The 12,530-nt window shown below is 46.9% G+C and carries 11 protein-coding genes; all 11 read right to left on the bottom strand.

Annotated features, from left to right (window positions below):
* The 11 genes from LGT40_RS13900 to dsbD all read right to left on the bottom strand — a co-directional run bounded on the left by LGT40_RS13900 (position 1) and on the right by dsbD (position 12,480).
* On the bottom strand, positions 1 to 705 hold the full coding sequence (locus tag LGT40_RS13900; RefSeq protein ID WP_226070875.1) for a DUF6776 family protein: 705 nt from the start codon (positions 703 to 705) through the stop codon (positions 1 to 3).
* Positions 705 to 1,733, bottom strand: a complete 1,029-nt coding sequence (argC, locus tag LGT40_RS13895; protein WP_226070873.1) for an N-acetyl-gamma-glutamyl-phosphate reductase — start codon at positions 1,731 to 1,733, stop codon at positions 705 to 707. The genes LGT40_RS13900 and argC overlap by 1 nt, the downstream gene beginning before the upstream one ends.
* A 55-nt stretch (positions 1,734 to 1,788) precedes the next feature.
* Positions 1,789 to 4,428: a class I adenylate cyclase domain-containing protein gene (locus LGT40_RS13890; protein ID WP_226070872.1), complete on the bottom strand. Its 2,640-nt coding sequence runs from the start codon at positions 4,426 to 4,428 to the stop codon at positions 1,789 to 1,791.
* 14 nt (positions 4,429 to 4,442) lie between these two features.
* The gene (gene purH / locus LGT40_RS13885; RefSeq protein WP_226070871.1) at positions 4,443 to 6,008 is read right to left on the bottom strand and encodes a bifunctional phosphoribosylaminoimidazolecarboxamide formyltransferase/IMP cyclohydrolase; all 1,566 of its coding nucleotides are present in this window, start codon (positions 6,006 to 6,008) and stop codon (positions 4,443 to 4,445) included.
* 29 nt (positions 6,009 to 6,037) lie between these two features.
* The gene (gene fis, locus LGT40_RS13880; protein WP_226070870.1) at positions 6,038 to 6,328 is read right to left on the bottom strand and encodes a DNA-binding transcriptional regulator Fis; all 291 of its coding nucleotides are present in this window, start codon (positions 6,326 to 6,328) and stop codon (positions 6,038 to 6,040) included.
* Positions 6,325 to 7,326: a tRNA dihydrouridine synthase DusB gene (gene dusB, locus LGT40_RS13875; protein WP_226070868.1), complete on the bottom strand. Its 1,002-nt coding sequence runs from the start codon at positions 7,324 to 7,326 to the stop codon at positions 6,325 to 6,327. The genes fis and dusB overlap by 4 nt, the downstream gene beginning before the upstream one ends.
* A complete protein-coding gene (gene prmA, locus LGT40_RS13870; RefSeq protein ID WP_226070866.1) occupies positions 7,319 to 8,188 on the bottom strand; it encodes a 50S ribosomal protein L11 methyltransferase in 870 nt (289 codons plus the stop codon). The genes dusB and prmA overlap by 8 nt, the downstream gene beginning before the upstream one ends.
* Before the next feature lie 11 nt (positions 8,189 to 8,199).
* On the bottom strand, positions 8,200 to 9,540 hold the full coding sequence (gene accC / locus LGT40_RS13865) for an acetyl-CoA carboxylase biotin carboxylase subunit (RefSeq protein WP_226070864.1): 1,341 nt from the start codon (positions 9,538 to 9,540) through the stop codon (positions 8,200 to 8,202).
* Positions 9,541 to 9,594: 54 nt separating this feature from the next.
* Entirely contained in the window at positions 9,595 to 10,059 is a 465-nt protein-coding gene (gene accB / locus LGT40_RS13860; RefSeq protein WP_226070862.1) for an acetyl-CoA carboxylase biotin carboxyl carrier protein, read from the bottom strand.
* 3 nt (positions 10,060 to 10,062) lie between these two features.
* Entirely contained in the window at positions 10,063 to 10,506 is a 444-nt protein-coding gene (aroQ, locus tag LGT40_RS13855; RefSeq protein WP_226070860.1) for a type II 3-dehydroquinate dehydratase, read from the bottom strand.
* A gap of 135 nt (positions 10,507 to 10,641) precedes the next feature.
* Positions 10,642 to 12,480, bottom strand: coding sequence for a protein-disulfide reductase DsbD (gene dsbD / locus LGT40_RS13850; RefSeq protein WP_226070858.1), 1,839 nt, complete (start codon positions 12,478 to 12,480; stop codon positions 10,642 to 10,644).
* Positions 12,481 to 12,530: the final 50 nt, after the last annotated feature.

Genomic DNA, 12,530 nt, shown 5'->3' with positions numbered 1-12,530 from the left:
TCATTGGTCGATAGGCGGATCTGTTTGCCAATCAAAGGTGCGTGAAACAAGAGTTTTGTCTTTCTGGCGCAAACTGACGCTGATTTGCTGGGGTGTTTTTAATTCGCTCATGTTAAATACGCCCTCAATAACTTGCACATGACGAAGGTTAAGCGGATGCTCCGTGACATTCAGATCAGTGACTTTTGCTTTGTCGCCTTCACCTTCCGTCTCCTGTAATTTAATAATGACCTCACCGGTGATGGGCTCACTGAGATTTTTACCTTGAGTGATTGCCAAACGATAGCGCAACTGAGCGGTATTTTCTGGGTCCGGACGGATCTGTAAATCACGTATTTGCAATTCACTGGTGCTGTTGCCTTGAGTGATGTTTTGATAAAAAAGCAGTTCTTTATCCAGCTCAATCACTTTCTTTTGCAGCTGCTCGAGTCGATTTTGTAATTGCTGCACAGTGGCCTGATGCATCGCCTGGACTTGCTGCATATTTTGTGAGGCTTCGGTTTGTTGCATAAGCTGCGTTTTCAACGAGGCAATTTGTTCAGTCATGAGTTTGTTTTGATCCAACAAACGTGACTTTTCACCACTGTCATGATTAAACCAGTACCATTGAAGCAGGCCTGTAACGATCACAGCGAAGGTGATCCAAAAGATAAAACGCCGAGGACGCTTAGGTTGAATAACGTAATTATCCAGTGGCGAGGTCATCAGGGAAGCGTCGCAATGTGATTAATGCCTAAACGTTCATCAAGGCCAAACATGATATTCATATTTTGTATCGCCTGTCCCGAGGCCCCTTTGACCAAATTATCGATAACCGATAAAACGACAACAGTATCAGCATTTTCAGGTTGGTGTACGGCAATTCTGCAAACATTGGCCCCCCGAACACTGCGTGTTTCAGGATGAGAACCAGCGGGCATAACATCTACAAAAGGCTCATCAGCAAAACGTTGCTCAAATAAGCTTTGTAAATCGGTTTCTTTCTGCAGTTGTCCATAGAGTGTTGCATGAATGCCGCGGATCATTGGCGTCAAATGAGGCACAAACGTTAGCCCGACTGCGGCACCATTCATTTGTGTGAGGCCTTGACGAATTTCCGGCAAATGACGGTGCCCGGTAACAGCATAAGCTTTCATGTTTTCACTGGCTTCAGTAAGGAGAGTACCGATGGAGGCTTTACGACCGGCCCCACTAGTCCCTGACTTGGCATCGGCAATCAGGTGCTGTGGATCAATCAGTCCTGCTTCCAATAATGGCAGATAACCCAATTGAACAGCGGTTGGATAACAGCCGGCGACGGCAACTAATTGTGCTTGACGGATTTTTTCACGATTTAACTCAGGCAGACCATAGACAGCCATGTCAGCCAGCTGTGGACAAGTATGAGGTGTGTTATACCACTTCTCCCATAAAGCAATATCTTTCAGCCGAAAGTCCGCAGATAGATCAATAACCCGAACACCCCGATCAATTAAAGCGGGCACACTGGCCATCGCGACAGTGTGCGGTGTGGCAAAAAACACAACATCACACGCTGCTAAGGCATCATCATCCGGAACGGTAAAGCAAAGATCAACATGACCACGCAGGTTGGGGTACAAATCACTGACCGGCATACCTGCCTCGCTTCGTGAGGTGATGACCTCCAGAGAGACTTGTGGGTGAACCGCCAGTAACCGGAGTAATTCAACACCGGTATAACCAGTGCCGCCGACAATGCCTACTTTAATCATATGTCATTCTTTATTGTGGGTCAGGTGCCACATCATAAAAGAGCTGTGGCGAAATCTAAAGCCTTACCGCGTTAAACTGTTGCTCCAATTCGAATTTTCGATTGATGAAAAACAAACTGGAATAAGCTGCTTTGGGCACGAACTGTAACTTATCAATAAAATAAAAAGCAGGTTTATGACCCGTGGTATGTAAAAATAATTCAGCCAGAATTGAAATTAATTGCGGATCACCAAGGTCGGTTTTCACTGTATGGTTCTTCAGGTTTAGTGCCAACTGGGCCCCGGTAATTTGCCAGATAACCGAGAAGCTTGCCGTTTCCGGCCGAGAAGGCTGTGTCGGGTTAATTTGCCAACGCTGTTGTTGCCGAAGCAGTTGATAACATTCACAGTGCAAAGCCGTGTCCGCCAGGCTGTTCCGAATAAACAATTTCATCTGGGCAAGAATGTTAGCTTCAGTTAATGGCGGATAAGCAAATTGCTGAAGTCGGCCAAGCTCATCTACCACATAAAGCTGTGTGGAGTCGGTCAATCTATGAGCAAACAAATGCACGGTTTGTTGCTGTTGATAGGCTAGCAGGGTATTCAGCAGATTGTCGGTATCCAGATAACTGTCGACACGAGTGGGCAGATAATCTTTTTGTTCTTCTGCCAGCGCTTGTTGCAGTGTTTTTTCAGCAGCAAAATACTTAGTGTGAATTTCGTCTTCATGCCATTGCAACTGACCCAGACGATCCCCCAGTTGCAGCAAATAGCGACCTTGCTGAGAATGGTACTGGTAATGTGTCAAGACAGCCTCAAACAAACGCTGTAGACGGTTGTTAATCGCCTGACCAAAAAAACCAGTTGCACACCAACAGTTAAGATGGCTGCTCAGCTGTGTGGTGGGACACCAGTGTAGCATTTGGCTAAGCGCTTCGAGCACTGCATTTGTGCCATCAAAACGGTAATGGTGCCATTGTCCCCAACTGCTGTATATCAATAGATCCAGACTATTCACCAGGTTTTGTCTGCTGGAGGTATAACTCAATGGATCATTATTCAGACTGGCCATTTGCACCGCACCAGTTTGTTGAGTGTCGCTCCCCCTGGTCTGCAAATTGGCAAATAACATGACCTGTTCAGCTCTGGCCGGCTTTTTGAGGGATTCGCCCGAAATGTCAAATTGACGCTGTGGAAAGGCTGATTTTAATAGGGTTTGAGTCAGTTCGAGTACCAGATTAATATTGATTTGATGTTTTTGATCGGCTACTCGAAGCCAGCTGCGTGTTGTCAGAATATGGTTTCGTACCGCCCAGACCAATAGATAGACCAGAGAAGGGTGTTGTTTCAGAACGACTTGTTTGGCATCGGTAAGGGGTATCGTACTGAGCTTCCAGTCGGCTTCTTCCTGAAACTGAAAGCGATACAGATAAAGCTGTTCGGGACCATCCGTCATTTGTAATGCGAGTGGCAGTTGTTCAATAAGCGGTGCAGTGTTGTCCAGATGAATAGCAAGTAATTTTTGTAAATCAGTAAGTTGAGCGACATCGTTAATGAAATTCTGGCTGGCAAATTGCTGTAGTTCAAGCAGAAACTGTTGTAAGGTAGGAATAAGCGTTGACCACCAATGTTGACGCTGTGGGAAGTTCCAATTCGAACGGTTATCTTCAGCGGTTAATTGATCTTTGGACCAGTTCCAATGGGTTTGCAGGGTTTGCAGACTATAACGCCGCCAGGCAAATTGAGGATGTTTAACCTGTTGTGATAATCGCTCCGAGCAGATTGCATAATAAGCCTGACGCGCGAGATGGCGTTCATCAGTCGGGGCAAAACGTTCTATTTCGGCAAGTTTAAGACTGGCAGGTTCGACCTGCATGCTGTCTGTTTCACCTTGTTCAATTTTTTGTTTGTAACGTTCAGACAAATAAAGAATATCAGGGAAAAGCGTCAGCTGACGTTGAAAAAACAACACGTCCAGAAGCGCTGAGATATCCCCATGAATACTCATTTTTAATGCCTGACAGGCTTCTTCAAACAGGGTTGCTGCTGGATAACTAGAGTCAAACCCAAAGTCCAATAAGCTGATTTGCGTTAAACCGCGTTGCGACAATAAACGTTCGGCAATCTGGGCATAATTCTGGTGTTCTTCGGTGGTAATAAGCCACCAAAGTGGGGCACTTCCAGCGATACTGAGTCCATGTAGATAGAATTGTTCTCTTTCTGCAGGATGAATTGCGCCGTTGCGGCAATGTGTTTCATCAAACAGTTTAACTTTCAACTCGATACCCAGGTTGGCTGCCCATTGGGTGATGGAGTCTGCTTTGCTGTGCAATAAGTCGAGCTGTTCAGGCTTTAAAGTCGCATGATGTACCAGCCATAAATCAAAGCAAGCTGGTTGGGGATAACGAATTTGTCCGAGGGGATTAAGCAGATAAATTCCGCGTAAGGCATAGCGACGCAATGCTTTTCGGCGGTGGCTGAAATTACGGTTAAGACTGATCGCACTGTTTAGTGCTTCACTATCCGGCTGATAATCCATAATGCCTGCCGGGCAATCATCATTGATATAGCCCGGCAGAAGTTTATGGTTAATATGGAATAACAAAGGTAACAAGCGATAAAACATCGCATGTTTAGGGGGCGCTAGTTCTATTAAACGACTGATCCGGGCGCGATTATGTGCCTGAAATACACGTAGAGCCTGAGCGCGGTCCACAACAGACTCAATCGTTAGTGGCGGAAATGACGCATGCCGGTGAAGACCATCGCAATACCATGCTCATCCGCTGCCGCAATCACCTCGTCATCACGCATAGAGCCACCGGGTTGTATAACAGCACTGATTCCGGCTTCAGCGGCGGCATCCAAACCATCACGAAACGGAAAGAATGCATCTGAGGCCATCACGGCACCTGGCACTGTCAAACCAGCGTCATTTGCTTTAATACCTGCAATGCGGCTGCTGACTACACGGCTCATTTGACCTGCACCAATACCGACGGTTTGCTGGTTTTTGGCATAGACAATGGCGTTGGATTTGACAAATTTGGCGACTCGCCAGGCAAACAACAGATCAGCAAGCTGCTCTTTGGTCGGGTGCAGTTTGGTGACCACTTTTAATTCAGCTTCAGTGACTATCTGGATATCGCGGTCTTGTACCAGCAAGCCACCCGTCACACGTTTGAAATCAAAATCAGTGGCAGGGGTGGATGGAAAATCACCACTGCACAGCAAACGAACATTGGCTTTACCTGCGACAACCGCTTTGGCAGCATCGCTGATTTTGGGTGCGATAATCACTTCAACAAACTGACGATCAATAATGGCTTGTGCTGTTTTGGCATCCAGTTCACGATTAAAGGCGATGATGCCGCCAAACGCAGAAGTGGGATCCGTTTGGTAAGCCAAGTCATAGGCCGTCAGTAAGTCATCTGCTGTGGCGACACCACAGGGATTCGCATGTTTGACGATGACACAGGCAGGTTTATCATTAAATACTTTGACACATTCCAGTGCTGCGTCAGTATCGGCAATGTTGTTATAGGACAATTCTTTGCCTTGTAGCTGAACCGCTGCACCGATAGAGCCGGTTTCAGCCTGCTTTTCAACATAAAAAGCCGCTTTCTGATGCGGGTTTTCACCATAACGCATCGCTTGTTTAAGCTGGAACTGACTATTGAATGTGCGCGGAAATGCGGCTTTGCTTTTATCAGCCTGAATAGTGCCCAGATAATTGGCAATAGCGCCGTCATAATGTGCTGTATGTTCAAAAGTTTTCAGCGCCAAATCAAAACGGGTGTGATCATCTGTTCCACCCTGCGAACGAATCTGTTCAATCACTCGAGTGTAATCGGCCGGATCAACCACAACCGTCACATCTGCATGATTTTTAGCGGCTGCACGCAACATGGTCGGGCCGCCGATATCGATGTTTTCAATGGCATCTTCCAACGGGCAGTCTTCTCGTGCCACGGTAGCTTCAAACGGATATAAATTCACTACCACCAGATCAATCGGCGCAATATCGTGCTGTTGCATAATACTGTCATCCTTGCCCCGACGACCTAACAGACCACCGTGAATTTTTGGATGCAGGGTTTTGATACGACCATCCATCATTTCCGGAAAGCCAGTATGTTCGGAGACTTCTTTGACCTTTAAACCGGCTTCGCTAAGTAATTTAGCGGTCCCACCGGTGGAGAGCAATTCAATGTTCAGATCTTGTAATTGTTTGGCAAATTCAACGATGCCGGTTTTGTCAGAAACACTCAACAGTGCGCGTTTAATCGAGTTCATCAGTATTCCAGATTGAGATTCAGGCTTGATTACAAGCCGTATTGCTTGAGTTTTTTTCGCAGGGTACCGCGGTTAATGCCCAGAATTTCGGCAGCACGACTTTGATTTCCATGAGTGTGTGTCAATGCCGCTTGTAACAAAGGTACTTCAACCTCGGTCATCAGCATTTCATAGAGATTGGCAGGGGAGTGGCCATCCAGTTGTTCAAAATATGTTTTCAGCGCGTTGGTAACACATTGATTTAAAGGCGCATGTTGTTGTTCGGCGGTGACACCAAGATCAATACAATCAGCTAAGTCGTTGTTCAGCGCGTTATTCATGCGGCCAGTGAATCCTTGTCAGCGAGTTGCGCAAAAAAAGCATCTGTAAAAGCGAGCTGTTGTTCAGCTTTCTCCAGTGTATTCATCTGTTGGCGAAAGGCGTTACCATTACGAAAGCCTTTGCTATACCAAGCGATATGTTTGCGTGCCATACGCACACCGGAATACTCACCGTAGAAATCGTACAGCGTGTTGAGGTGACTAATCAAGATCTGTTGCACTTCTGTTACAGAAGGTTCTGGTAAATTGTCACCTGTTTGTAAAAAATGCAGTATCTGCTGAAATATCCAGGGGTTGCCCTGAGCTGCCCGGCCAATCATCAGTCCATCGGCCCCGGTTTTATGTAATACCATGAGCGCTTTTTGTGGCGTTTCAATATCGCCATTGGCAATTACCGGAATAGTAATTCGTGATTTGATTTCCGCAATAGTGTCGTATTCTGCTTCACCTTTATAGGCATCTGCACGGGTACGGCCATGAACGGCTAATGCCTGAATACCGGCATTTTCAGCAATTCGGGCAATACGTACACCATTACGATTATCGCGATCCCAGCCAGTGCGAATTTTTAACGTCACGGGAACATCAACCGCTTGAACCACCGCTTCAAGAATGTCGGCAACCAGTTTTTCGTGTTGTAATAAAGCCGAACCAGCCATCACATTACAAACTTTTTTCGCCGGACATCCCATATTGATATCGATAATGTGAGCACCTTCAGCCACATTATGCCGTGCCGCTTCAGCCATCATTTGGGGATCAGCTCCGGCTATCTGCACACTGCGTGGTTCGGGTTCACCTTCATGATTAGCTCGCAGCAATGATTTTTTACTGGCCCATAATGCTTTATTCGCCGTAATCATTTCCGAAACCGCCATACCCGCGCCGAGTTTACGACATAACTGGCGAAACGGACGATCCGTGACACCGGCCATCGGGGCCAGAAACAGATTGTTCGGTAAACTGTAAGGTCCGATGGAAAGTGGTTTTTCAAGCATGACGAACACCGCTTAGACGAGCCCATTCCTGCAGCACAACAGGAGACTCCATATCAAATGCTGTTTGATAATGCTGACGCAGGGTTTCTGCTTGTACATCCAACAGTCCGGATAACACCAGTTGTGTTTGTGGTCTGGTTAATTCAACAAAGCGTGGCATCAGCTCCATTAACGGACCCGCCAGAATATTTGCCAGTAATAGGTCACATTCAATGGTCGGGCAGTGTTGGGGCAGGTAGGTTTCAATAATGACACCATTACGTTGGGCATTGGCCTGTGTTGCTTCCAGTGCCTGCGGATCGGTATCCACACCGATAACTTTATCGGCGCCCAGCAAGGCAGCAGCAATGGCCAGGATGCCACTGCCACAACCATAATCAATCACGGTTTTTCCAGTTAAGTCTGCCTGATCCAGCCATTGTAGACATAACGCTGTTGTCGGGTGAGTGCCGGTACCGAAAGCCAGTCCGGGATCCAACAGAATATTAACTGCTTCTGGATGTGGTGGTTGATGCCAGCTCGGCACAATCCATAATTTTTCACCAAAACAGATAGGATGAAAGTTATCCATCCACTCCCGTTCCCAATCCTTGTCTTCCACGGCTTCAATCCGGCAATCGGGTAAATCAGCTAATTGGGATTGTAATGATGCAAGAAGAGAGTCCGTATCGGTTTCAGCATCAAATAAGGCAATCACCGAAGTCGCTGACCATAATGGTGTTTCACCGATAGCCGGTTCATAAATGGGCTGATCGGCATTGTCCTGAAAAGTGACAGCTGCCGCCCCGCTTTCAGACAGAGCATCAGATAATGCTTCTGCCTGTTGCGGGGTACTGGTGAAAATGAGTTGAATCCAGGCCATAGCAGACGGACTTACAGTCCGAGTTTCTTTTCAAGATAGTGGATATTGGTGCCACCGGTTTGAAAGTGTGTGTCATCCATAATGTCACGTTGTAGTTCAACGTTGGTTTTGATGCCTTCGATACCGATTTCTTTCAATGCTGTACGCATACGGGCAATCGCGGATTCACGGGTATTACCATAGGCGATCAGTTTGCCAATCAACGAGTCATAATTAGGTGGAACCTTATAGCCACTGTATAGATGTGAATCCATACGAATACCGGCACCGCCCGGAGCATGATAGTGCGTGACCAGGCCAGGACTTGGCATAAAGGTACGTGGATCTTCAGCATTAATACGACATTCAATCGCATGACCGCGAATGACGATATCTTCCTGTTTGATAGATAAAGGCTGACCTGAAGCGATACGAATCTGCTCAGCGACCAGATCAACGCCGGTAATACGTTCAGTTACCGGATGTTCTACCTGAATACGCGTATTCATTTCGATAAAATAGAACTCGCCATCCTGATAGAGAAATTCAAAAGTACCTGCGCCACGATAACCAATACGCACACAGGCATCAGCGCAGACTTTACCCATACGATCACGCATTTCTTTAGTTATACCTGGCGCCGGGGCTTCTTCCACCACTTTTTGGTGGCGACGTTGCATTGAACAGTCACGTTCACCCAAGTGGATGGCATTGCCATGTTCATCAGCCAGCACCTGGAATTCGATATGACGCGGGTTTTCCAGGAATTTCTCCATATAAACCATATCATTGCTAAACGCGGATTTAGCTTCGTTTTTGGTTAAGGCAATAGCATTCAGTAAATGCGCCTCACTGTGAACTTCACGCATACCGCGTCCACCACCACCGCCAGCCGCTTTGATGATAATCGGGTAGCCAATTTCACGCGCCAGGCGCAAGTTGGTTTGATCATCGGTTCCAAGAGGGCCGTCTGAACCAGGCACACACGGTACACCGGCAGCTTTCATCGCTTTAATGGCTTCAACTTTGTCACCCATCATGCGGATGGTTTCTGGACGAGGACCGATAAAGATAAAGCCACTTTCTTCAACGCGTTCAGCAAAATCAGCATTTTCCGACAAAAAGCCATAACCAGGATGGATTGCTGTCGCATCGGTGATTTCTGCCGCACTGATTAAGGCCGGCACATTCAGGTAGCTAAGGCCAGAAGGGGCAGGGCCGATACAGACACTTTCATCTGCCAGCAGTACATGTTTCAAATCTCGATCCACATCCGAATGGACCGCAACGGTTTTAATTCCTAATTCCCAACAGGCTCTAAGAATACGCAAAGCGATCTCGCCACGATTAGCGATGACAATTTTATCAATCATGTTGTTTTATCCGCAGTGTTTGGCTTGCAATAACAGCCGAAGCTGTCAGCAGTATTATTCGATAACGATCAACGGTTCGTCGTACTCAACCGGGTGACCGTCTTCCACCAGAATAGCTTTAACCGTGCCGCTGCGATCCGCTTCAATCTGATTGAACATTTTCATCGCTTCGATGATGCAAATGACATCGCCGGCTGAAACCTGTTGTCCCACTTCCACAAAAGAAGGCGCTTCAGGTGAAGGCGATCGATAAAAAGTACCGACCATGGGTGAGCGAACTGCATTGGCTTCATTAGATGATTTAGTTGCTGCTGCGGCTGTCGTTGCCGCTTCGCTGGCAAAAGACGGCACACTGGCTGCTGCTTGAGCAGGCTGAGGAGCAGCAAAATATTGTTGTTGTGGAGATGCAGTGCTGGCGCGGCTGATGCGAACAGATTCTTCACCTTCAGAAATTTCGATCTCAGCAACATCCGATTCCTGAATCAAATCAATCAATTTTTTTATTTTACGAATATCCATGATTTAGCCTTGAGGGTTGGTGTGTTTAATGGCAGCTTGTAGTGCCAGTTCATAGCCTTGTGCGCCGAGTCCACAAATTACGCCGATAGCCAAATCAGAAAAATAGGACTGCTGACGGAATGCTTCACGACGGTGCACATTGGACAAATGTATTTCTATAAAAGGTATTGCGACCGCAGCCAGCGCATCACGAATTGCCACACTGGTATGCGTAAATGCTGCGGGATTAATTAAAATAAAATCATACTTCTGGCGTGCTGATTGTATAGCGGCGATGAGTTCATGTTCGGCATTGCTTTGCAGAAAATCGAGCTGATGGCCTTCAGCTTGCGCCAGTTGTTGCAGCCGAGTGTTGATGTCATCAAGGGTTGTAGCACCGTAAATTTCAGGCTCGCGCTGACCCAACAAATTCAGATTGGGGCCGTGCAATACTAGAAATTTCGCCATAACAACCACATACCAACACTGGAAATATAAGGCGAGATTTTGCACCAGCAAACGCTTTATTGTCCAGCTTTTTAACTAAAAATCCGGCTTTTTGTCGCTAATTTCGCCGAAATGCGGTTATTCTTGCTTTTTCGTTCATTGAGCCAGAAAATCCGCCAAATGAGCGTTCAACTGGGCGGCTGACACATGTCCAACTAAACGATGTTGGGGGGATTCTTCAGCATTTTTGTCAAAAAACAACATGCTGGGTGGACCGAACACTCTCAGCGCTTTCAATAATGCCTGATGCGCATCGGTATTCTCGGTAAGATCCACTTTTAACAGCGTAAAATTCTGCAAAGTACTAACAACTTGAGCATCTCGAAAGGTCGTTTGTTCCATATTTTTACAATCGGTACACCAGTCAGCATAAAAATCCAGCATCACCGGCCTCGTACTTTGGCTTAATGCTGTTTGTAATTCCTCCATTGAATCTACATAAGTGAATGACAGACTGGGCTGAGCGGCTGTTTTATTCGAAGATAAACTCAGTTTATGCAGTGGCTGCAAAATGGATTGTCCACCGCTGGCGCTGCCAATCAGCATTAAGGCACCCGTTATGAGTGATAACAGGCCTAAACCTTTCCAGAACTTCTGCCAGCCGGTGGCTTCAATCGGCAGACTGTTAAAAGCGCCCAGATAGACTGCTGTCATAATCAGCAGCGCGCCACTCATGAATAATACGGCCCAACCCGGCAGAATTCGATCCAGCATCCAGATGGCGAGAGCAATCAGCATTACGCCAAAAAATGCCTTGATATTTTCCATCCAGCGCCCGGCTTTGGGTAAGAGCGTCCCGGCTGAGGTGCCAATAATCAGTAGCGGAATACCCATCCCCATACTCATCGCAAATAATGCTGCACCACCTAGCACGGGATCAGCATGCTGACTGATAAACAGCAAGGCACCTGCTAAAGGTGGAGCCAGACATGGACCAACAATTAAACCTGAAAGCAGGCCCATTAATATGACTCCTGCTAATGTGCCTCCGCGCTGGCGATGACTGAGTTGGTGTAATCGCTGTTCCAGGCTGTGCGGAAGCTGCAAATCATAGAAGCCAAACATGGATAACGCCAGTAATATCAAGATGCCTACAAATCCGGAGATAACCCAAGGGTTTTGCAGCATTGCTTGAAGATTACCTCCGAGTAATCCGGTTAATACTCCGGCCACGGTATAGGTCACAGACATCGCCAGGACATAAGTCAACGACAGGATAAAGGCGCGGCGGGTGGTGATGTGTTCTCCCTGACCGACAATAATGCCTGATAGAATCGGAATCATCGGAAACACACATGGTGTGAATGCTAATAATAAACCCAGCCCTAAAAAGCCCAGCAAAATTTGCAGCAAATTATCATTTTGCAGTCGTTGTGTAATTTCATCTTGCTGACTGATCGGTACTGCGGCTGATGCTGAGTTTGATGTCGACGGCGGCGTTGCAGTATCTGCTGTTGCAATCACATTGGCGGTTGCCGGCAAGTCCAGATTGAATGTTTTACGCGTAGGTGGATAGCAAATTCCAAAGGTTTCAGAGCAACCTTGATAATGCGCTGTCAGCGTGATGCTGGTGGGATCAGTTTGGCTCCGAATCAGTGGCAGCTGAATTTGCACATCACTGGTGTACACCTCGGATAAACCAAAATACGCATCATTTTTCATATGGCCGCTTGGTAACGTAAATTCGCCTAGCTGCACATTGTTATCATCGGTTATTTCAAAGCGGATTTTATCCTGATAAAGGTAGTTACCTTCCATTATCTGCCATCCCGCCAGGATGGTTTGCGGATTGGTGACTATCGCATCGAAGTCAAATGCTTCATCGACCTCGGGTGGTGAATCAGCACTATCAAAGCCGAACTTTTCCAACAGGCTTGGCCGCGCTTGGAGAGAAAAACTGCTGAGCAGCATGAGCAGGATTAAAAAATGTTTCATCAGTTATCGCCACAGATTCGTTGCAGTTACAGACCATTCTAACAGCCGAA

The organism is Methylophaga pinxianii (genome assembly GCF_020447225.1).
GTDB lineage: Bacteria > Pseudomonadota > Gammaproteobacteria > Nitrosococcales > Methylophagaceae > Methylophaga > Methylophaga pinxianii.
The sequence above is the reverse complement of the archived record's forward strand: the minus strand, read 5'-3'. Positions and strand labels throughout refer to the sequence as shown.